The 22,773-nt window shown below is 37.9% G+C and carries 18 protein-coding genes; 4 read left to right on the top strand and 14 right to left on the bottom strand.

Translation table 11 applies throughout. From position 1 onward, the window contains the following. Nucleotides 1-23: 23 nt before the first annotated feature. The 5 genes from hisB to ACN0TV_RS03580 all read right to left on the bottom strand — a co-directional run bounded on the left by hisB (nt 24) and on the right by ACN0TV_RS03580 (nt 5,320). Entirely contained in the window at nt 24-1,160 is a 1,137-nt protein-coding gene (gene hisB, locus ACN0TV_RS03560) for a bifunctional histidinol-phosphatase/imidazoleglycerol-phosphate dehydratase HisB (protein ID WP_417360189.1), read from the bottom strand. Then, complete coding sequence (hisC, locus tag ACN0TV_RS03565; protein WP_417360191.1) at nt 1,161-2,207, bottom strand: histidinol-phosphate transaminase; 1,047 nt, start codon at nt 2,205-2,207, stop codon at nt 1,161-1,163. 31 nt (nt 2,208-2,238) lie between these two features. Next, on the bottom strand, nt 2,239-3,522 hold the full coding sequence (gene hisD, locus ACN0TV_RS03570) for a histidinol dehydrogenase (RefSeq protein ID WP_417360193.1): 1,284 nt from the start codon (nt 3,520-3,522) through the stop codon (nt 2,239-2,241). A 22-nt stretch (nt 3,523-3,544) separates the two neighbouring features. Then, nucleotides 3,545-4,408 (bottom strand): ATP phosphoribosyltransferase, encoded by an 864-nt coding sequence (gene hisG, locus ACN0TV_RS03575; protein ID WP_417360195.1) that lies wholly within the window; start codon nt 4,406-4,408, stop codon nt 3,545-3,547. A 564-nt stretch (nt 4,409-4,972) separates the two neighbouring features. Then, nucleotides 4,973-5,320 carry a winged helix-turn-helix transcriptional regulator gene (locus ACN0TV_RS03580; RefSeq protein WP_417360197.1) on the bottom strand — a complete coding sequence of 116 codons (348 nt, stop codon included), beginning with the start codon at nt 5,318-5,320 and terminating at the stop codon, nt 4,973-4,975. A 98-nt stretch (nt 5,321-5,418) separates the two neighbouring features. Here ACN0TV_RS03580 and ACN0TV_RS03585 point away from each other — a divergent pair, with 98 nt between their 5' ends. Beyond that, nucleotides 5,419-6,018, top strand: coding sequence for a nitroreductase family protein (locus tag ACN0TV_RS03585; RefSeq protein ID WP_417360199.1), 600 nt, complete (start codon nt 5,419-5,421; stop codon nt 6,016-6,018). A gap of 174 nt (nt 6,019-6,192) precedes the next feature. On the opposite strand, the gene ACN0TV_RS03590 is transcribed toward ACN0TV_RS03585, so the two are convergent. From ACN0TV_RS03590 to ACN0TV_RS03600, 3 genes are all read right to left on the bottom strand, one after another. Continuing rightward, the gene (locus tag ACN0TV_RS03590; RefSeq protein ID WP_417360201.1) at nt 6,193-7,971 is read right to left on the bottom strand and encodes a PorP/SprF family type IX secretion system membrane protein; all 1,779 of its coding nucleotides are present in this window, start codon (nt 7,969-7,971) and stop codon (nt 6,193-6,195) included. A gap of 137 nt (nt 7,972-8,108) precedes the next feature. After that, nucleotides 8,109-10,262: a gliding motility-associated C-terminal domain-containing protein gene (locus ACN0TV_RS03595; RefSeq protein WP_417360203.1), complete on the bottom strand. Its 2,154-nt coding sequence runs from the start codon at nt 10,260-10,262 to the stop codon at nt 8,109-8,111. Between the two features lie 440 nt (nt 10,263-10,702). Further along, nucleotides 10,703-11,449, bottom strand: a complete 747-nt coding sequence (locus ACN0TV_RS03600) for a DUF6503 family protein (protein ID WP_417360205.1) — start codon at nt 11,447-11,449, stop codon at nt 10,703-10,705. A gap of 119 nt (nt 11,450-11,568) precedes the next feature. On the opposite strand from ACN0TV_RS03600, the gene smpB reads away from it, so the two are divergent. After that, entirely contained in the window at nt 11,569-12,030 is a 462-nt protein-coding gene (smpB, locus tag ACN0TV_RS03605) for an SsrA-binding protein SmpB (protein ID WP_417360208.1), read from the top strand. Between the two features lie 23 nt (nt 12,031-12,053). On the opposite strand, the gene ACN0TV_RS03610 is transcribed toward smpB, so the two are convergent. Then, the gene (locus ACN0TV_RS03610) at nt 12,054-14,384 is read right to left on the bottom strand and encodes an ATP-dependent helicase (protein ID WP_417360210.1); all 2,331 of its coding nucleotides are present in this window, start codon (nt 14,382-14,384) and stop codon (nt 12,054-12,056) included. Nucleotides 14,385-14,885: 501 nt separating this feature from the next. Between ACN0TV_RS03610 and ACN0TV_RS03615 the strand changes: the two genes are divergently transcribed. Further along, a complete protein-coding gene (locus ACN0TV_RS03615) occupies nt 14,886-16,490 on the top strand; it encodes an FMN-binding glutamate synthase family protein (protein WP_417360212.1) in 1,605 nt (534 codons plus the stop codon). A gap of 21 nt (nt 16,491-16,511) precedes the next feature. Then, a complete protein-coding gene (locus tag ACN0TV_RS03620; RefSeq protein WP_417360214.1) occupies nt 16,512-17,030 on the top strand; it encodes a hypothetical protein in 519 nt (172 codons plus the stop codon). A gap of 6 nt (nt 17,031-17,036) precedes the next feature. Here the strand turns inward: ACN0TV_RS03620 and ACN0TV_RS03625 are convergent, their stop codons facing one another. Genes ACN0TV_RS03625 through ACN0TV_RS03645 form a run of 5 tightly spaced genes read right to left on the bottom strand, consistent with a single transcriptional unit; the run spans nt 17,037 to nt 22,748 of the window. After that, nucleotides 17,037-17,954, bottom strand: a complete 918-nt coding sequence (locus tag ACN0TV_RS03625; protein WP_417360216.1) for a patatin-like phospholipase family protein — start codon at nt 17,952-17,954, stop codon at nt 17,037-17,039. Between the two features lie 11 nt (nt 17,955-17,965). Continuing rightward, nucleotides 17,966-18,877, bottom strand: coding sequence for a patatin-like phospholipase family protein (locus ACN0TV_RS03630; RefSeq protein ID WP_417360218.1), 912 nt, complete (start codon nt 18,875-18,877; stop codon nt 17,966-17,968). 22 nt (nt 18,878-18,899) lie between these two features. Beyond that, nucleotides 18,900-20,990, bottom strand: a complete 2,091-nt coding sequence (locus ACN0TV_RS03635) for a M1 family metallopeptidase (RefSeq protein ID WP_417360220.1) — start codon at nt 20,988-20,990, stop codon at nt 18,900-18,902. Between the two features lie 43 nt (nt 20,991-21,033). Further along, a complete protein-coding gene (locus tag ACN0TV_RS03640) occupies nt 21,034-21,525 on the bottom strand; it encodes a monoheme cytochrome C (protein WP_417360221.1) in 492 nt (163 codons plus the stop codon). Beyond that, the gene (locus ACN0TV_RS03645; RefSeq protein ID WP_417360223.1) at nt 21,525-22,748 is read right to left on the bottom strand and encodes a sulfite oxidase; all 1,224 of its coding nucleotides are present in this window, start codon (nt 22,746-22,748) and stop codon (nt 21,525-21,527) included. The genes ACN0TV_RS03640 and ACN0TV_RS03645 overlap by 1 nt, the downstream gene beginning before the upstream one ends. Nucleotides 22,749-22,773 lie beyond the last annotated feature (25 nt).

Below are 22,773 nucleotides of genomic sequence, written 5' to 3' on the forward strand. Positions count from 1 at the left end.
TCCAGCTAATTAGGATACACTACCTAAACTACACCTTTAGTTGATGGTAGAAGCATTTTTTCAACATCTCTTTTGACAGCTGCCTTAATTGATTTTGCAAGTGCTTTGAAAATAGCCTCTATCTTATGGTGCTCATTATCTCCTGTTGCCTTAATATTTAAATTGGCTTTTGCCCCATCTGAAAAGGATTTAAAAAAGTGATAAAACATCTCAGTAGGCATTTTTCCAATCATTTCTCGTTTGAATTCTGCATCCCAAACCAACCAATTCCGACCTCCAAAATCAATAGCTACTTGTGCCAAACTATCGTCCATTGGTAAATAAAATCCATAACGCTCCATTCCGAGCTTATCCCCTAAGGCTTTTTGAAACACCTCACCTAAAGCAATTGCGGTATCTTCAATGGTGTGATGCTCATCCACCTCAAGATCACCATCGACTTTAATAGTAAGGTCTAATTGCCCATGTCTTGCTATTTGGTCTAACATATGGTCAAAAAAGGCAATTCCAGTGGCAATATCACTTTTCCCTGTACCGTCTAGGTTAACTTTGATGTAAATATCCGTTTCATTGGTTTTTCTGGTGATTTCAGCAACTCTGCTGCTCAATTTTAAAAACTCATATATCTGCTTCCAATCATTAGTTTCTAACGCTATATATGCATCTAAATCGCTCCGTTCTACCGAAATCTCATCAGCACCTAAAAAGCGATTGTCATTGATGAAAATCCCTTTAGAACCTAAGTTTTTAGCCAATTCTATATCAGTTAATCGATCCCCTATGACATATGAATTAACAAGATCATATACTGGAGAGAAATACTGGTTCAAAAGTCCGGTATTGGGCTTACGCGTAGGTGCATTGTCCTTGGCAAAAGTTTTATCGATGACCACCTTTTCAAAAGTCACACCTTCATTAGCAAAAGATTTTATGATAAAATGTTGAACTGGCCAGAAATCATCCTCTGAAAATCCAGGACCACCTAATCCATCCTGATTGGTAACCATCACCAACTCATAATCCAATTCTGTAGCAATTTTTGCCATATAGGGCAGCGCTTTTGGATAAAATTCTAATTTCTCAAATGAATCGATTTGTTCATCTTCGGGCTCCTTAATTAGGGTTCCATCCCTATCTATAAAAAGTACTTTCTTTCTCATTTATATGGTCTTTAAAACTTCTATCAATTTGGTGTTTTCAGGTTGAGTTCCTATGGTTATCCTCAGGGTATTCTCACATAATGGCTGTGTACTTCTATCACGAATAACGATGCCTCTTTCTATCAATTGTTGGTACCGCTCTTTTGCGCTATCCACTTTTAAAAGCAAGAAATTTGCCTCACTTGGATAAACTTTTTCTATCCAATCCAATCGAACTAAAGCTTTAAGTAAACTATCCTTAGCTTCTAATATTGAATTAATTTCACTTCTTATTAATTGCGGATTTCTTAGACGCTCTAGCGCTTTTATTTGGGTAAGCTCATTGACATTATATGGTGGTTTAACTTTATTGATAAGCGCAATTACATCTTGGCTAGCATAGCAAATCCCCAAACGAATTCCTGCCATTCCGTAGGCTTTGGAAAGAGTTTGTGTTACTATTAGATTTGGGAATTCTTCCAATCGATTTACCCAACTTGATTGGGATGAAAAATCGATATAAGCCTCATCTACTACAACCATCCCCTTGAATGATTTCAGCAAGGTTGAAATGGCTTCTGTATTAAAGATATTCCCTGTTGGATTATTGGGGCTACAGATAAAAATCAATTTTGTATTGCGATCAATTTGCTCTAAGATGGCAGCGATATTCAATTCAAAGTCCTCGGTTAATAGAACCTCCCTGTTCTCTATATCATTTATTTCTGAAAGCACCTTATACATCCCATAGGTGGGCGGTAAGGTTATGATATTATCTACTTTGGGCTCACAAAATACTCTGTATATCAGATCTAAAACTTCATCACTACCATTCCCAAGTAAAATCTGCGACTCCAGCACTCCCTTTTGTTCCGCTAAAACCTCTTTAACTGAGTGTTGCTGAGGGTCTGGATAACGATTTACACCATTGTTGAACGGATTCTCGTTGGCGTCTAAAAAGATCATAGGATTTTTAAATCCCGTAAATTCATCCCTTGCAGATGAATAAGGTATAAGCTTTAGAACATTTTTACGTACTAATTCTTCTAAATTAAAAGTTGTTGTCATGGATAATGTATTGATTGCACTCACCTTGAAATTAATTTAAATCCTTTAACCTGATACTGACTGCGTTTTTATGCGCAAAAAGCCCTTCAGCCTCAGCCATTAATTCAATGGCATTTCCAATATTTTTGATACCTTTCTCAGAAATCTTTTGAAAAGTGATACTTTTTAAAAAGCTATCCAAATTTACACCACTATATTGTTTGGCATAACCGTTTGTAGGCAGGGTGTGATTGGTCCCTGATGCGTAATCACCTGCAGACTCAGGAGTGTATTTACCAATAAACACTGAACCCGCGTTACGTATACCATCGATATAAAACTCCTCATTAGAACTGGCTATTATAAAATGTTCGGGGCCGTAGCTATTGATGAATTCTAAGGCGCTTTCCTGTGTATCAAAGTAAACAAATCGAGAATTTTCAATAGACTTACTTGCAATAGCCTTTCTAGGTAAATCTTCAAGTTGTTCTTCCAATGCTTGCTGTACCTTATCAATGGTATCTGAATCGGTGCTCACAAGGATTACTTGACTATCCACACCGTGCTCCGCTTGTGAAAGTAGATCTGAAGCAACATAGGCTGGATTTGAGCTCTGATCTGCTACAATAAGAAGTTCTGATGGCCCTGCAGGCATATCAATGGCTATATTGTATCGCGTGGCATATTGTTTGGCAACTGTTACAAATTGATTACCCGGACCGAATATTTTATATACTGCAGGAATGGTCTGTGTTCCGAAGGTCATTGCAGCAATGGCTTGGATACCTCCTACTTTAAAAATTGTTTTAATCCCACATAAGGCCGCCGTGTATAAAATGGCTGGATTCACATTACCTTGTTTGTCTGGAGGGGTACACAAAACAACCTGCTTACAACCTGCCAGTTGTGCAGGGATTGCCAGCATTAAAATGGTTGAAAACAAAGGTGCAGTTCCTCCGGGAATATACAATCCTACCTTTTCAATAGGCCGCTTTTCCTGCCAGCAATATACTCCTGGGGTCGTTTGCACCTCTACCCGGGAGGTCTTTTGAGCGCTATGGAAAGCAGTGATATTATTCTTCGCCAGATCAATAGCCTCCTTTAAGGAGTCGCTTACCTGATTACTGGCTTGTTGGATTTCTGATTCTGAAACCTGAATGTTTTGTAATTGTACGCCGTCAAAAAGGCTGGTATACTTATCCAAGGCTGTATCCCCTTTGCTGCGCACTTCGTTAAACACCTCACAAACGGTACTCTCAACATCGTCTATTTGCACTGTTGGTCTTTGGAGTATTGCTTCCCAACTGCTTTGATTTGGATTAGATATCTTTTGCATAGCTAGATTCTACTTTTTTGATTTAAACTACCAATTTTTCAATTGGACTAACAAGGATTCCTTCAGCACCTATGGCTCTTAACTCATCAATAACTTCCCAAAAGCGGTCTTTGTGAATAACCGTATGTATCGAACTCCAGCCCTCTTGAGCCAAAGGTAGTACCGTCGGGCTTCGCATTCCAGGTAAAAGTGCTATAATATCATCAATCTTATCATTTGGAGCATTTAGCAGCACATATTTTGATTCTCTTGCATTTAAAACCGATTGAATTCTAAATCTCAGCTTCTCAACTACCGTATTTATTTCTTCAGGAAGCGCAGGAGATGATACCAGAACAGCTTCACTCCTCATCAATGTAGTAACCTCCTTTAAGTTATTTTTAAACAAGGTACTTCCACTGGAAACAATATCCACAATAGCATCCGCCAATCCAATATTAGGAGCGATCTCTACTGAACCATTAATAATATGCAATTCCGCGTTGATGTTTTCTCGTTGAAGAAACTCTTTTACCGTATTAGGGTATGATGTCGCAATTCGTTTTCCTTCCAAATCTTTAATGGAATTAAACGTTTGGCCTTTTGGAATTGCCAAAGACACTTTACACTTTGAAAAACCTAATTTTTCAATCACCCGTAAATCAGACCCTTTTTCAAAAAGAAGGTTCTCACCAACAATAGCTAGATCCACCACACCATCTCTTAGATATTGTGGAATATCACCATTTCTCAAATACAACACCTCTAATGGGAAATTTCTAGCTAAGGCCTTAAGTTGATCTCTCCCGTTGTCTATTGAAATCCCACAGTCTTTGAGTATTTTTAATGAATCCTCATTCAGTCTACCTGATTTCTGAATTGCTATTTTAATTTTTCTTTCTTCCATATTTTTAAAACCTTCGAACATTAATATTGATTACTGCAAATTGCATAAAAAAAACCCGTTTGATTTGACTCAAACGGGTTAACATATGTTGGATAATGTACATAGATCTTTACCTCGCCTGAGTGCCAGTGTAAAAATGATGATGATGTACATTAAATAATTTCATGTCGTTTTGTTTAACACTGCAAATTTAACTCAATAAAAAACTGGTATCCAAATATTATATCGAGTTTTTTTCTAAAAAAAATAAATATATCGAATTTCAGGTATAACGTTATATTTTACAACTTTTCAGAACACCACACCAAACAGACGTATGCTATCTACGGTTGTGTCCATTAACAGATTCTTATTTCTATACGGAACAGCTAAAAGCTTTAACTTATTGATTTTTAACTGAATTGTAATTTGTATGATAGAACCAAAAATAAGCAAGATTAAAAACTAAAGTAACCCTTGGTCAATTAACGGAGCTGTCGCAGAAGAAAAAGCGTTTGGCGATTCAGCCCATTAAACTGGCAATTTGATTCAAGATACTTCCTTTAGGAAACCTAACCTATCAAACTAAGCAACGACCTTTATACGATGATTTTGCTCAGCAGTCTTTTTACCCCAGTCACCAATAGCGTGTAGCAATGGAATAAGGGTCTTTCCAAATTCCGTGAGCTCATACACTACTTTCAAGGGTGGTTTACTTGTATATACCGTACGTTTAACTAGTCCATCAGCCTCCAATTCTTTTAATTGAAGACTTATGGTTCGCTCTGTGACCATAGGAAGCTCCTTTCTCAACTCATTGTATCGTTTTTTTTCAATTAAATGAATGAGGATAACTGCCTTCCATTTTTTGCCTATGTATTTCATTGTTAAGCTAGTTGCGCATGGGTATTCTTCGTTGTCTATACAATACATATGATACTATCATTTTTGACCGTTATTGCAAAGATAAGAAACTATACTTATGTTTGCAGCTATAAATAGTATAGTTTAATTTTAATGGCTAAATATAGATGAATTTTTCAGAATTAATACAAAACAGGTACACCACAAAACAATACAAAGAGGATAAGAAAATTCCAGAGGAGCAAATCAAAAAACTCCAAGGCATACTACAAATGAGTCCATCATCGATTAATAGTCAACCATGGAAATTCATTTTTGTTTCCGATGAAAAAGTAAAACGCGAATTGGCTGCGGCTTCATATTTCAACGAGAATAAAATCAATCAAGCGAGTCATTTGATTGTGTTTAGTGCTGTAGATGATATAGCTAAATTCGAAGCACAGATTAAAGAATCTTTACCAGAGGGAAGTATTGGATATTACAACAACTTTCTTAAACCCTTACCAGAGATAGAAGTTAGATCTTGGTTTCGACACCAAGTTTACCTCTCTTTAGGATTTTTCCTGTCAGCATGTGCCAGCCTGGATATCGACAGCACTCCAATGGAGGGAATCAAAAATGAGCAGTACGACGAGATCCTACAATTAGATGGCTATAAGTGTTTATTCGCGGTAGCTATTGGTTATAGGAGCCCAGAAGATAAAAACCAACCCTCTTTAAACCCAAAATCCCGTTTACCCATAGATCAAATCATACAATCGATCTAGTAACCATAAAATTGTAATCCTGATTGTGCACATTATCCGCACCGGTGTTAGGGCTACTTATTGTATAACCACCATCCGTTTATCAATTGATTTTGGGTGGTGGTATACAATATCCACACTAAAAAAATGACACTATATCCATGGCAAGCATGGAACAGACCACAGGATCCTGGGTTACTTAACCCACAAGACCCATTTATCCTCAAAGTAGGTGTTATTTATATTATTGCGTTGTAAGTTTTTAATGATGATGTAACGATCAGCTTTATACAAGTATACATAGTAATAGTCATTTTCTGGGTTAATAAAGAACTTAGGCTCAAAACCTCGCACCTTGAGAATCTCCATAAATTCTTCAAAGTAATGTTTCACAGAAAAGACATTAAGTACTAGGTAAAAGCCTTTCTCTACTCCGTGAACCGCCTTTAAAGTCTTATAGCTACTCTCCGTTCCAAAAATCTCTGCGGTTACCGCTGTGCTATCGATCACCCTAGGTGAATAACCAGAGGCAATCGCATCGCTCTTTTCCAAGAATTCTTGATATGCAGCCTCAATTTCAGCCATTTCTTCTGCGCTGATCTCTTGAGGTTTATCATCACCTGCTTCATCGGAGTTTGAATTGTCTCTAGTCGTTGCATTTTCTACAATGGCCAATTGCATATCCCCTACCTTAAGATCAGGGTTTTGTTTTTCTACCCCCTGATTGGGTTTAGACTCCAGAGCATCATCCCCGCCATATTGAGCGTAGGAATTGGTTTGATCTTCAGCGACATCCACATCAGCATTCGAATCCTCTGCAGGAACAGTTTGTACCCCTGCTGAATCTTTAGTTTCACTTTCAGATGCGTAAACTGCATATTTATCAGTTTGATCCACCTCTTCTTCATGCGGGGCTGCAGCAACTTGCTGCTCATCTGGTTCATCAGTACTATCTAATCTGCTTCGGCTAATATCGTTGGAGGTCACAAAATTAGCCTGGTCAACATTTCTAGACACTGTGGCCTTACCGTCTATATCAATGATATTTTTACGTCTTTCGCGAGCGCCCAACTCTATGGTAGCAATAGCTTCATAAGTACTTCCAAAGGCTTTATTAGTTTTTGAAGTGCCATTTTCATAGACAATCCCGATACTTATACCCTCGCCTACCTTTACGCCTATACCTCCGGAGATTCCAAAGGCATTATTGTAGCCGATCTGCATCCAGCCCGTATAAGGCAAATCAATCATGGTGTTTAACCCGTACTGAAAATCTTCGTTGGGCAAGGATTTACCGTAAACCATTGTACGCCATCTGGCATCTAAGAACATACCGTTGGCATATTCTAGCTCCTTGGTATACCCTAACTGTCCAGAAAATATTTTTTTGGAGAAATCGGTAAGTGTATTAGAATCGTTGAAGTTATAGTCAAATAGGTTTTCGGCATAGAACCCAATATCGAAATTCTTTATCGACAAATTTAAGCCAGGCATAAACACCAGTAGAAAGTCATCCTTATTGTCTAAAACTGCAGGATCAGGATCAACTGCATTGGCCGTGTTTTTATCCAAACCTCTCCTAAATAATGTTGTATTCACCCCAAAGGCAAAGGAAATCTCTTCTGCTAGTTGCACGTTATATGCGTAATTAACCAAAAGCCCAGAATCAACCAAGAGCCCTAGACTCTGTTGATACAATCCCAATCCTGCTCCTGAATTTTCACCAACCTTACCAGCATAACTCAGCATATAGGTTTGAGGTGAATTATCCACTCCCGTCCACTGAATTCTACTCCAAAAGCTCACAGCTCTTTGTTTATTTCGAACAGCACTATAGGTAGGATTGACAAGAAATTTATTGTATTGGGTCAAGTTGTGCTGTCTCCAGTCAACAATGGTACTTTTATTTTCGATTTGAGAAATAGCAGTATAGCACACCAGTAGCATGGCCACATTTAGTAGGTATCTTTTCATAAACTGAACTCATTTGGGTTTAAGTTCAAAATACGCAAAGCTTTAATTAACCCTTGCGTATTTTAATACATTCTGCCATGTCCGCCCTTTGACAACAATAAACGGCCACAGTAATCATTGCTGCTAATATAATCAAATTAATTTACTAAAGTGATGGAACCTTTTTTCACATTCTTCCCATTCTTGTTAATAAAGTAGTAGTAAACTGGTGTTTGGGAAGTAAATTGAGTAGTAGAACTCGGCCAATTATTATCGTAAGATGTTGTTTTTAAAACCGTTGCCCCATAGGCATCACAAATAACTACTTCTGTTTCAGGGTCGTTGATAAATTTTTGTGGTAAGGTCCATTTATCATTGACGGTATCATTGTTTGGACTCACAACATTTGGAATATTTTCAACCATATTAGCGTCCACAGTCAATGTTTTTTCAACAATACAAGATCCTGCTGTTGCTATAAGGGTGTACACACCTGGCTGAATGATGTTCAAGGTAGACACCTCACTTAAAACCTCTCCGTGCTCATTGATCCATTGGTATGAATTTCCACCCGTTGCATTGGCTTGTACTACACCATTTGGACCAATAGTGACAGTCTCACCCGGGTATACAGCAACCAATTCTGAAGCTTCACGCTTAAGGGTCACTGAAGCAGTAGTCAGACTACAACCAGCATAACTAACCTCCACCTTATAAACACCATCCTTTGCCACAGATAAGCTATTCACATCATTGGTTGCAATCAGCGAACCATCGTTATACCAATTATACACAGCGCCTTCTATAGGAGAATCCACTCGCAATATGCCTTTAGCTGTGGCACATGACAATTCTTTTTCAACGACTAATTCCATGTTAGGTAATCCCATTGTCATCGCAATGCTATTGGACTCATAAACCTTCCCTTGGTAGCTTAACTCAAGGTCATAGGTGCCACTTTTGGTATAATCAATATTTAGTTCCGTGCTTTGGCCGACAATCTCTTGATCATAGTTCCACTGCATTTGAAAATTATTGTAAAATTCTTGAGCTATAGTGATCATATCTCCATTACTCAATATACCTTGAACAGAACTCAAGGACAAACTTGCCTGAGTGCTTACGCAAGGTGTAAAATCCTTAGTAGTGCTTATTTGCACTTTATAGGATACAGGTTCGTAAATTTTAAATGTTTGAGATTTGGTAGTGCCATCACATTGGCTGGCACCACTTACCATTGCGTAATAATCACCTTGATCCGCCACCATTAAAGTGTTGCTATTGTAGCCTTCCTTTAATAGTTGACCATCTTTATACCAAGTGATTTCACTGGCACTAGAATCTGTTTTTATAGATAATGTAGCCCGGTGATCTCCTATAATCACCGCATTAAGAGGTGAGGTCACCTCTACTACAGTTCCTTTATTCTGTTGGAAGCTATAAATGTCAGAAACGGCAGTACATCCTCCTTGGTTTTCCACTTCTACATAATAGGCGCCTATGTTCTCTGAATTATAATCCAATTCAATTGATGGGAAATACCCAGTTAAACCTTCTATTTTGGTATCATTCTTAAACCACGAGTAGCTATAGTTCTCGTTATCAACTGAAGCAGTCAAGGTTAAGGTTGTTGCACTACAGTCTTCAGCATCTTTGCTGGCGGAAACAGATACAGCAAACTCTTCCACTTCCTTAGCAATAACCAAATTGGAATAATTACTTCCTGTACAATTACCATAATAAGGTTCTACATAGTATTCACCCGGCTCTGAAATTGCAAGGCTATTTTCCTGGGTTAGTTTATATAATTCACCGTTTTTATACCAAACATACTCATCAGCAACATCAACATTCAATTCTATTGTGGCGGTCCCAGCACCACAAAGATTGACGTCGCTATAGTTGTTAAGTATCAGCTCTTTACCGCTGATGACATACGCATCAAACATTGCAGAAGCCTCACTCACAAGTACAGGAGAGGTACTTCGTAATCTTATTTGATACCCCTCACCACTAACTGACTCAGGAAGTGCAAAACTACTTTTAAATTCAAAAGCATAGTTCTGATCCTTTACAGTTTGAAGTATTGCAGGATTGTTAAACCCACCATTTTGATCAGATAGTTCTACATAGAATACATTATCCGCCTCAAATGATTTCTCATCAAAAGAAAAAGTAGCTTGGAAACTATTATAACCATTAGAGACACAGGCATATTCAAATCCTAATTCCGGGGTATTTAATTTCTGACTGAAACAATTTGTAACAACTAACAGAAACAAAACATTCAAAAGTGCAGCTATAGTTTTCATAAGTAGTTAATTTAGAAATGGGACTTCTTAAAATTGTACTTTAATAATGAAATTCAATAATTTCTATCGATTTTTCATATATCAAATATATAAATTAAAAAATAATAATCGTTTAAAACCCGATATTTTCGATGAAATGCACGCCTAACAAAATGAGATTTAGACATAAAGCACGTGTGAGCTCCACTCAAACAACCCTATTTAATTGACTTTAAGTAGTTTAAAAAGAATAGTTACTGAAATGAAGATTTTTAATAGAAACTGAGGTTATGCAAAAAGGAAATTCAAACAGAACGCAAGACGACAAATGTGGATTATGACATTATAAAAGTTGTCTTGCATAAAAAACAGTCGCCTTTTTTTTGTGATCACGGCTTAAAAGATGATTAAGAACTAGTCACGGCTCAATAAATATATATTATTAGGATAATGCTGCTGTATTACCATTTGCAATCAGATGTAGCTTCAACTTGCACATTCTCTAATTCTATTTTAGACAATAGTTTTAAATTATTTTGTTGGAATAAACTATCCAACCCAAGCAACGAAGCAGAATTGCTTTTAGGCTGGTAATTGTTGTAATCCGCAAATTGGATTCCTCCAATCTCTCGGCGGTTATACGCTTCTCTAAAGCGCATCCCACCTTCATTGACATGAAATTCATAAGCCAAGTAGTCCACCTGATGGTTTTCTTTACCGATCCAGTACACAAAGACGTCTTCAAAGTCTTCTCCTCCTCCTTGCTCGTTAAACCACACCTTGATCTTATAATAGACTTGATCTTTAATCTTCACTTCACCTAAGAGCTCTTTATTGACTGCAGATCCTGTTAAGCCGTGTGGCAGGTAGGCAAAGTAGTGAACGGAATTTACACTATTACTATATTTGGTTTTCAAGCTATCGGCTAGAACTACCATCTGACCGTCGACTATTCTTTTAAAACCATCGTTCGATAGTATATCTACCGTTTCAGTGGAGTCTTCGGTAATCCGTTTTAGAGCGTACATTCCATCTTGGCGGCAGGAGACATAGGTTTTTCCTCTAAATTCAAAGCTAATTTTCTTATGATTGTAATGTTCCCCTCCTGCATGTTTAATAGCCGATTCAATAATCTGATCCGCTGTTTGTGGAGTTAAACAACTTACCATTATAATCACTACTGATAGGAAGAATAAATACTTTTTCACCTTTGTTATTTTAGTTTCAATATTCAAATATATTACATTTAAGCTCGTTGACCATTTTTCTATTTATTTCATTGAACGTGATCTTTAGATTCATAAAATCTTTTATACATTTGCCAACGATGAAGCAGCATATTAATATAAAGAACAAAAGAGCCCGCTTTGAGTACGAAATTCTCGATACTTACAAAGCTGGAATAGTACTATCTGGAACGGAAATCAAATCAATCCGTCTCGGACGTGCCTCTATTGCAGAAAGCTTCTGTGAGTTTAATGAAAAGGGAGAGCTTTTTGTCATTAACATGACTGTTGAGGAGTACACTCATGCCACTCACTTTAATCATCGTCCAAAGAGCGAGCGCAAATTACTCCTCAACAAGAGAGAACTCAAAAAATGGCATAAAGAAGTTAAGGTCTCAGGACTTACTATTGTCCCTTTACGTCTATTTGTTAATGATCGAGGATTAGCTAAGATGGAAATTGCACTTGCCAAGGGTAAAAAGTTATATGACAAAAGAGAAACCATCAAGGATCGCGATAACAAGCGTAACTTGGATCGCGTCAAAAAATCCTACAACAACTAATAGCAATTAGTTTGATCTGTATCCTAGCCTATAATATCTAGTTTGGCGAATCGCAACAACAATTTTTTTATTCCACCTTTATCAAATCTAATTTCGGCCTTCTTGTCATTGCCCACACCTTCGAGTTTTAATACCTCACCATTTCCAAAACGGGTATGTGACACCAAAGTACCCACAGTCATTTCAGCATCAAATAAATTTGAAGCTGCAGAAGGCTCTCCTAGGTCCGGTTTTAGTTTTCGCAGTTTGCGAAGCTTCTCCTCTGATGGCTTATGGTGCGAAGGTGGCGCAGAGGCCACTGGCTTACTTAGACGGAGCTTACTCTTGTCTACCTCGCCAAAAATATCGGTGTCCATCAATGGCTTATAGCGATAACTACCGTCTAAAGGTGGTGTTAGATATTCCAAGTAGGCGTCATCTATTTCTTCTATAAACCTGCTGGGTTCAGCATCGATAAGTTTCCCCCATCGATACCTACTTTGTGCATAAGTTAGGTAGGCTTGTTTTTCGGCTCGGGTTAAAGCCACATAAAACAATCGACGCTCTTCCTCCAATTCGCTTCTTGTATTCATACTCATTGCTGAAGGGAATAAATCTTCCTCCAATCCAACGATAAACACATATGGAAACTCTAAACCTTTGGCTAAATGTATTGTCATTAATGCTACCCTATCATCATCGCCTGTGTCTTTATCTAGATCAGTCACTAGAGCGACATCCTCCATGAATTCTGCAATTGAACCTGTGGCATCAGCTAGCTCTTTTTGGCCATCCACGAAATCCTGAATACCATTGAGCAACTCTTCCACGTTTTCCATCCGAGTAACACCTTCCGGAGTTCCATCCTTTTTGAACAATTGATATAAGCCTGTATTTTTAATAACCTGCGCCGTTAAATCAAAGGCATCCGCAGACTGAGCCGCCACCTGAAAACTTTTGATCATAATGACAAAATCCTCCAATCGCCTGATGGTACCAGCATTCATTTTTAAATCAATTTTATCAAGATTTTCCATAACCTCGAAAATTGAACGCTTGTAATGATTTGCTGTTACTGTTAGTTTTTCGACCGTTGTTTGACCGATTCCCCTAGAAGGAAAGTTAATCACTCGAATTAGCGCTTCTTCATCTTTAGGGTTGAGAATCAATCTCAGGTAACCTAATACGTCTTTTATTTCTTTTCGTTGATAGAAAGATAAGCCCCCGTAAATTCTATATGGAATATCTTTACGTCTTAAGGCGTCCTCTATGGCGCGAGACTGGGAATTCGTTCTGTACAGCACCGCAAATTCTCCTTCGTGGATCTGTTGCTGCATTTTAGTTTCAAAAATGGTAGAAGCTATAAAACGTCCCTCCTCTCCATCAGTTGGTGAGCGATGCACCTTGATCAGGTTACCGTCTTCATTGTCTGTCCAGACCACTTTTTCCAGACGGCTTTTATTTTTCTCAATTACAGAATTCGCGGCATGAACAATATTTCGGGTTGATCGATAATTCTGTTCCAATCGATACATAGCCACATCGTCATAATCCTTCTGGAAGTTGAGAATGTTGTTGATATTCGCTCCCCTAAAAGCATAGATACTTTGCGCATCATCTCCCACCACACAAATATTTTGGTATCTATCCGAAAGCGCCTTGACAATCAAATATTGGGAATGATTGGTATCCTGGTACTCATCTACCAAAATGTATTTAAATCTTTCTTGATATTTCATTAAAACCTCAGGAAATCGGTTTAATAACTCGTTGGTTTTAAGAAGTAAATCATCAAAATCCATTGCACCTGCCTTAAAACAGCGCTCACAATATTCATTGTAAATATCACCTAATCGAGGTTTTTTGGCCATGGCATCTGCTTCCATGAGCTCAGGATTATTGAAATAAGCCTTTACCGTGATTAAACTATTCTTATAAGAAGAAATTCTACTTTGTACCTGTTTGTACTTGTAAACATCTTTATCCAGACCCATCTCCTTTATAATAGCGTTGATGAGCCGTTGAGAATCTTGGGTGTCGTATATGGTAAAATTGTTCGGATAACCGAGTTTGTCTGCCTCAAAGCGCAGTATTTTAGCAAATACGGAGTGAAAGGTTCCCATCCATAGGTTCTTAGCTTCACTACTCCCTACGATACTTGAGATCCTTGATTTCATTTCACGAGCCGCCTTATTGGTAAAGGTCAAGGCGAGAATATTAAATGGATCCACACCTTTATGCATCAGGTATGCAATCCTATAAGTCAACACTCTTGTCTTTCCTGAACCTGCACCTGCGATAACCATTAATGCTCCATCCTTATGCAATACAGGCGCACGTTGCGCATCGTTCAACTCTGCTAAATAATTTTCCAATCGATCTTTGAATTTTAATATTTGACGCTAGTGGGTAAAAGTTAATTCAAAAATACAGCTAAGTTTTGAATTAGTCAATTTTCATAGTACAGCTTCTTGAAATGTTATCAACCAGCAAAATCTGGTTTGCCTCATTCCAAAATTTAAACCACATTCAATCTACTACATCTCAAGTGGTTACAACTTTGAAAATAATTGATGGCTATTACTGGAATTCCATCAAATTAATTACTAATTTTATCACGCTAATAATTCATTTTTTATGCTGTTTGACACTAATAATACTTAAACTCAAATTAAGGCTAAGGCACCGAATTTATTCTTCCTCCCAAAAAAAATATACTGATTAAATTTCTTTTTGAAAGGAAAACTATTAAATTCGAAAACAATGGTCTTCGGCTGAGATTTAAGGTTTAAAAAACACCTCAAATCGAATGGTTTTTAAAGTGAATTTAAATTGGTCATCTAACAATAAAACAAGTTAACTATAGTTTGACAATTATGGAATCAATATTAGAATTCTTAGGAACAATTCCTTGGTGGGCTTGGGTGCTGATAGTCCTTGTGTTAATCGCCATAAGGGATATTTTTTTCAACAAAACACATACCATTATGCACAACTTCCCTATTGTGGGACACCTAAGGTATATGTTGGAAAGTATAGGGCCTGAACTACGGCAGTATATCGTAGCGAATAACCGAGAAGAACTTCCATTTAACCGTATAGAAAGAGGATGGATTTACGCCTCAGCAAAGAACCAAAACAATTATGAAGGTTTTGGTACCGATAGAGACATTCATCAAGCACACTATGTCTTTATCAACAATGCAATGATTCCTTATCGCATTAAACCAGATCATCCAAATATGCTAGATCCATACTTTTTGCCTTGTGCTAAAGTAATGGGTGCTTACAACAAGCGAAAAAGACCTTATAGACCTGCTTCGGTGATTAATGTTTCAGCAATGAGCTTTGGTTCCTTATCGGCAAGAGCTATCGAATCCTTGAACAAGGGATGCTCGCTTTCACATGCTTACCACAATACAGGAGAAGGTGGTTTATCTCCCTATCATAAAAAAGGAGCGGATATCGTCTTCCATATCGGAACTGGATATTTTGGCGTGCGAAATGATGAGGGTGAATTCGATATTGAAAAATTAGTGAAATTGGTGGAAGATTATCCTCAGATCCGCGCCATCGAAATCAAGCTTTCTCAGGGTGCTAAACCAGGAAAGGGAGGTGTACTTCCAGGGTCCAAAATCACCAAAGAAATTGCAGAAATAAGACATGTGCCTATAGGTAAAGACGTACTTTCACCTGCTTACCACACTGCTTTTCAAACTCTAGATGAATTGGTAGAATTAGTAGAGCGTATTGCAAAAAGAACAGGCTTACCTGTTGGAATTAAAGCCGCTATCGGAAAACTTGATCAGTGGAAAGAACTCGCTGCTATTATGAAGTCGACCAACAAAGGACCTGACTTCCTTACTATTGATGGTGGTGAAGGAGGTACGGGCGCTGCACCACCAAGTTTTGCGGATCACGTATCATTACCATGGATCTATTCATTCAGTGATGTTTATCGCATCTTTAAGGATGAAGGACTAACGGATCGTATCGTCTTTATAGGAAGTGGCAAATTAGGTTTCCCTTCTAAAGCGGCTATGGCCTTTGCTATGGGTGCTGATTTAGTCAACGTGGCAAGAGAAGCTATGATGAGTATCGGTTGTATCCAAGCTAAAATATGTCACACGAATAATTGTCCAAGCGGTGTAGCTACACAAAAAAAATGGCTACAAGCAGGAATTAACATAGAAGACAAAGCGGAACGTGTTAGTTACTACTTTAAAAACTTTAAGAAAGAGCTTATCGAAATCACGCATGCCTGTGGATATGAACATCCGGCTCAATTAACCATGGAAGATGTCGATATCAATTTAGGTGATAAAATGCTTACACAACCCCTAGCTAATGTTTATGGATATAATAAGGTTATTGTACCTTTCGAAGGTGTTGAAACTGCCTTAAATTGTCCTTACCTTGGTGGACAATACACCACTAAAGGGGCGTTAGCTAAATTTAAGAACAAACAAGTACGATACTAATAATCTCCCAATCTTAATTCCATGAATCAAGCAAATGTTATCGAATTACTATTTTATCTATTACCAGCAGTAGTAACTGGCGGTGTGGCTTATTATTTTTTCTCAGCGCACACCAAAAATGAAGAAGGACGCAGACGTTTTTTGTTGCACAAGGAAACTCAAAAATCAGCACTGCCATTACAATTACAGGCCTACGAACGGATGGCACTATTTTTAGAGCGTATTAATCCTTCAAAGTTAGTGCTTAGAATACAACCAGATTCGGATCAAACTGAGGCTTATGAAATGGAATTGATTTCGGCTATAGAAAGTGAATTCGAGCACAATCTCAGTCAACAGATTTACATAACTGAGGAATGTTGGAATGTTATTAAAACTTCCAAAAACGCAACCATTCAACTCATCCGTACTTCTGCAAAGGAGGCAGAAAACACACAAAAATTACGCGAGGATATTCTTAGTCGTTTAATTGATAAACAAGCACCTTCAAATACTGCATTAGGGTACATCAAAAAGGAAGTTAGACTTCTATTAGGGTAGACAGGATTAACCCGCTATTCCAACGCGTTTTGAGTCCTGTACAACCTTCACACGATCTTGGGCATAAGTCATACCTTGTGCCCACCATTGGCGCATTAAATCCTTATTGAAATACAAGGAATTTTCGGTAAGCCTGGTCGGTGTGAAATAAGTATTTAATTTGACATTTTTATTCATAGCGGCCAATTTCCCTTCAATCACATCTCGTGTTTCTAATTGATCCAAAACAAAACTATATAGGTTTACCATCAAGGAAAATGGATTTTTTCCAACCACCTTGTTATGTTCCATATTTTCAGTCTCTAATATAATTGCATCTACCGTAGTTGCACCGCGCTTAATTGCTTCACGAATTGGAATCACACATCCGAGTCCCCCATCGGCATATTCACAGCCATTTTTTTCGGCCAATGACATAAATGGAACATAATTACAGGACATCCAGACCCAATCACAGAAGTCCTCATACTCAAATTCATTAATAGACTTGTACTCTACCCTGTTTTTAGAAAGATTGGAAACTGTAACGATAACATCTTTACCAGTAGACTTAATCAAATCAAAATCCTTTTCTAAAAAGTGCTTGTGAATTTGTTTTCGCAAGTTCTTACTCTCACCAAAGGTCCTTTTGCGTTTTAACAACTGCCAGAACACATTCATGTAATTGATGGCCACATATTCCTTATCACCCTTTTTACGCACTACAAATGGGTTGTTACTAAAGATTTTTCGTTGGGTGACATTGGTGTACATATCGTACGCCTTTTCAATCTGGTTATTGGCCAGTAATGGAATCAAAAGGCTTCCCGTTGAGGTTCCTAAATACATATCATACTCGCGGTGTTCTTGCTCGATAAGATACTGTGCTACACCTCCAGCAAATGCTCCTTTACTCCCACCTCCAGAAATTACCAATGCTCTCATACTATTGCGTTTTAATGTTTATCCACGTTCAATTGACTCGTATTCGTATTTTTTATTTTCGCAAAATCATAACCACTTTGCCACCAACTTTTCATTTTATCCTTATCAAAAATTAAAGAGTTTGTAGTCAACACTGTTGGGGTGTAATAAAAGTTGATAATTGCATTATTATGAGAGGCTACAAATTTGCCAATCTTTATATTTTGATAGGTAATACGATCGAGCATAAAACTAAACATGGTAGTAAGTAGTGAAAATGGATTGCGTGAAGGAAGTCGGTTAAACTGTGTGATCTCCGTATGTAAAATTACAGCATCAACCTCCGTAGCACCTCTGCGAATGGCCTCTTCAATAGGTACCATCGTCCCTAGACCTCCATCGGCATATTCACAGCCATCGACTTTAACAAGGCTCATAAATGGTGTGTAGTTTCCAGAAATCCAAATCCAATCACAAAACGCTTCATAATCAAAATCACGAATCGATTTATACTCCACCTGATTTAAGGATAAATTACTCACCGTTACCACCACATCTTTTTTTAGCTTTCTCAGCTCATTAAACTCCTCTTTAGTAAATGTACGTTCAATGAGGCGTCTCAGATTATTACTCTCTCCAAAAGTTTTACTTCCCCTGATAAAATTACGAACAACGTTGCGGTGATGGATACTTATATGCTGGGAACCGTATTTATTTTTTATTAGAAATGGACAGCGGTCAAAGATATCCTCATTGGTAACCGAAGTGTAGATGTTTTTAATCTTTTCAATTTTACCTAGGGCCAGGTGATTGACCAGTAAACTTCCTGTGGAAGCCCCTAAGAACATGCCGTAATCCTTTTTTAAATCTTGAATTAAATACTGTGCAACTCCACCGGCGAAAGCACCTTTACTACCTCCTCCAGAAATCACCAATGCTCTCATTGTAACTATTTTGGTGTTAAATCTACTGATCTAATCGTTCATTTAAAAACCTTTGCTCTTGTTTATTCAAATCTTTTTTGATATCCCCTATCAATCCTTTATAGGCAGGCTGCGCTAAAAGATTATCCAAGATCTGCCTTGAGAATTTTGAAAATTGCCAAACAGGATGCAAACAGGCTTGAATTAAGTTTCGAATAGCAGGCTCGTTAAAGGCCTGTAATTGCGATAAATATCGAAAGGCATTCAAGCGAAGTTCATAAGGCTGAAATGCTTGCGTATACGCCACTAGTGTATTGTAATGTTTGTATTTTTGATCCTTTTGATACTCTGGAGTGATAAGCGCTAAGGCTAACCATAGTGTTTTGATGTTTTTGTTTTTAAAGCCATCAATCCTTTGTGTTTGATCAAGATATTTAGGAAGTGATTTCGGAAAGTTTGTAGATAGTTTTAAAAGAGTAAACTCTATAGTTTTATAACTTTTTTGGTTTAACAGCGCTTCAAAGTCAGCTTTTAAAGAATTTGGGATCTTTGTTATATGTACGGCAACACTTTGTTTGTTTTCTGGAATTAATGATTGTAAAGCCCGTTTATAAGTATCATTTCTTAAAGCCTCAGGTAATATGGCTGCTCGCTTAACGATATAGTCCACCACTGCGATTTGACCAGTCTGATTATAAATCTCAGGATGCTCAGTCACAAAAAGTTCAAAAGCCTTATCATCCATATCATTCAAGGTCAATAATCTTCGCGTTAAATCATTTTTAGATAGAATAGTCTTTGCCTCCTGAATGGGGAACTCCTTTTGAACCAACCAACGATCAATAAAACCATTTAACTCCATTTGGCTTTTGGCCATTACTACGTTAAAAAAGTCATGAGTATCTACATTTTCAAAAGCATGATCATTAAGATATGTTTTTATAGCCTTCTTAAAGCTTCGCTCACCAATCAAATCTCGCAATGCAACAAGTACCCATGCTCCTCTCTGATAGAAGGTTAAACTACTAGCCTTAGGATCTAATAACGACTCCCCATGCTGAGCTTCTAAGTCTAATGCAGACTTGTACAATTCTAAGTAAAAATGATCGCTACCAAAGACATGTTGGGCCGCCAATAATGCATAGTAGGTTGCAAAACCTTCTTGAAGCCAATGATCCTTGGAATTCGATTCTGTTACCATGTCTCCAAACCAGTGATGTGCCAATTCATGTGCATTGACATTAAAATAAGGTCGGTCTTTTTGAGCGATAGAATCCACCATATAGGAATCAGAAAAAATGGTCAGTGTGGTATTCTCCATCCCTGCATATAAAAAGTCTTGAACGGCCACCTGTTTATATTCCTGCCATGGATAGTTTACCCCGATTTCATCTTCGTAAAAATTCATTATTTCAGTGGTGTGCCTAAAGGTAGGTTCCACTTTTGATTTGTCCTCTGGGTAGAAGTAGTTCTTGATATTTATCCCTGATCTACTTTGTGACTGCACAAAATCAAAATCACCCATTGCTATGGCCAACAAATAACTACTCATCGGCTGCTTCATATGGTACTGCCAAAGAATTTCTTTACCGACTTTTTGCTTTTCTTTTAACTTCCCATTAGCAAGTACAACAAACTGCTCTGGTGCCTTTACGGTAATATCAAATATGATTTTTTCATTCATATCATCAAAACTTGGAAGCCAATAGGAACTATACTTCCCTTGTCCTTGCGTCCATACTTGTTTCACTCGTCCATTTGGGTCGTCTATAAAATACATGCTTTTATTAGGCTGTCCTTGATAACTTATCTCAAGCTGATGCTGATCCCCTTTCTTAAACTGAGTTTTGACTTTCAAGGTTACCTTATCATCATAATTGTAATCTACAGCACTACCGTTGAGTTGAACTGAAAGGATCTCAAGAGCCCTGGCATCCACAACTAAAGAATCTGTAGACTCCAACACTTTAAAACCGTAGGAGACATCCCCTTGAATTTTCTTTTGATCAGGGATTAACTGTACATTTACAGCAGCATCGAGAATATCGATTTGATGAATTTGTTGTGCAAATGTCTTATTTAAAAAACATGTACAAACCAAGACTACACGGCAAAGAACATTCTTTTTCAGCATAAATAGGTATTACAGAGTTTAGATCTAGTTTAAATTAATGAGTTTATTGTTGCAGAACATACCACTTTTCAATCGCTAAATTTTGTCTTCTTCCTTTGGATTCTGGGGCGTAATTTTTCGCTAAATAATCTAATATTACAGACTCATTTTCACCTAGGTCCCATAAGTTCTGAGTTTCTTGCATCCATATAATAGTGGTTTGCCATGCCTCTCTACTCATTCTGTTTTGAGTCACTAATTTTGCCGAATGACAATTTGTACAGTTATTGATCACCTCTGTCATACCAACATCCTGAATAAAACCAGTCTCTAGGTGCACGCCATCGACAATTTCTGCTGCCTTTGTAGTGTCTTCAGTTAATGAATCAGTTACTTCGCTATATTCTTCTGAAGGTTTTGATGCCTTAAATAAACTACTCTCTGGATAAAACACATAATATATAGCAAATCCTCCCATAGCAATGAGGGCTATTACGAATAGACATAGTCCGTTCCAGAAAAGTTTAAGCTGTTTGTTAAATTGATTTGACTGCATTAAACTTCCACTTTTATTGCAATTCGATGACAGGCATTATTCAAATAACCTTTAGGATTCCAGCCCGGTATAACCATAGGTTGGCTCTTCCCATTAGAATCAGTTGCCCTTGCCCAAATTTCATAATAACCATTTTCTGGAAAATCAACTTGAGCTTCAAAATGTTGCCAGGCTAGTCTATTTACTGGCTTGGTCAAGGTACACGGCGTCCAGTTACTGCCAAAGTCGATCGAATATTCCATTTTTGATACTTCGAGGTCCCCTGCCCAGGCATGACCCTCAATGTTCAAGGAGCGTTTTTTATTGAGTATCGCGCCAGATTTCGGAAAGGTGATCAAGGACTTTACAGGCATGGACTCAATAATTACCATATCTTTATCATCCACCTTTTCTCCTGGTGCCACAGGGCGTTTAGGAACTCTATACGATTGTCCTGTCATCTTTGCTCCATCATGCACTACATCGCGTAGGCGAATACGGTTTAGCCACTTTCCAGAGACGGAAGCTGGCCAACCTCCAGCAACGAGTCGCAGCGGATAACCATGTGCTATAGGGATATCCTCTCCATTGAGTTGAAAAGCAATTAAAGTCTCATCTTCCAAGGCCTTAGACATTGGCATCCCTCTAGAGATGGGTTCTTTTTCAGGATTTCGACTTAAATGCAAGTCCGCAGCATAATAAGCCACATAAACCGCGTCGGATTTAACACCGACGTCTTCCAAGAGATCCTTGAGTCGTATTCCTGTCCAATTTGAACAATACACAGCACCCACACCCCATTGATTCCCTTTTGCGGGTGGATTGAATTCACTTCGTCCATTACCACCGCATTCTAGGGTTAACTGATAGGTATAATGTTTAAAGTTCTGCTTTAAATCTTCCAAGGTATACTCTTTGGAACTCATAGCAGACTCTCCATCAACAATCAATTTCCAAGAATCCACTTCTATGTTTTCAGGTATAATGCCATTATTCCTGATGAACATATACTTATTTGGAGTCACTTTGTCGTTAAGCAAATGTGCTTTCGATTCTATATTCCATGGACGGTCATTGAGTACCGTCATTTCTTCGGAAATATTAAAAAGTTTAAATGGATTGGGCTCCTGCATCGCTAAGGGGGTGTATCCCTCAGGGATCATCTTCCCGTATACAACGGTACTACCTATGGCTAAAGTTAAGGATGACAATACGGAGGAGCTTATAAAGTTTCGTCGATTCATCGCGTATTAGAATTTAAAGGCTAAA

Source organism: Galbibacter sp. (genome assembly GCF_048266365.1).
Taxonomy (GTDB): domain Bacteria; phylum Bacteroidota; class Bacteroidia; order Flavobacteriales; family Flavobacteriaceae; genus Galbibacter.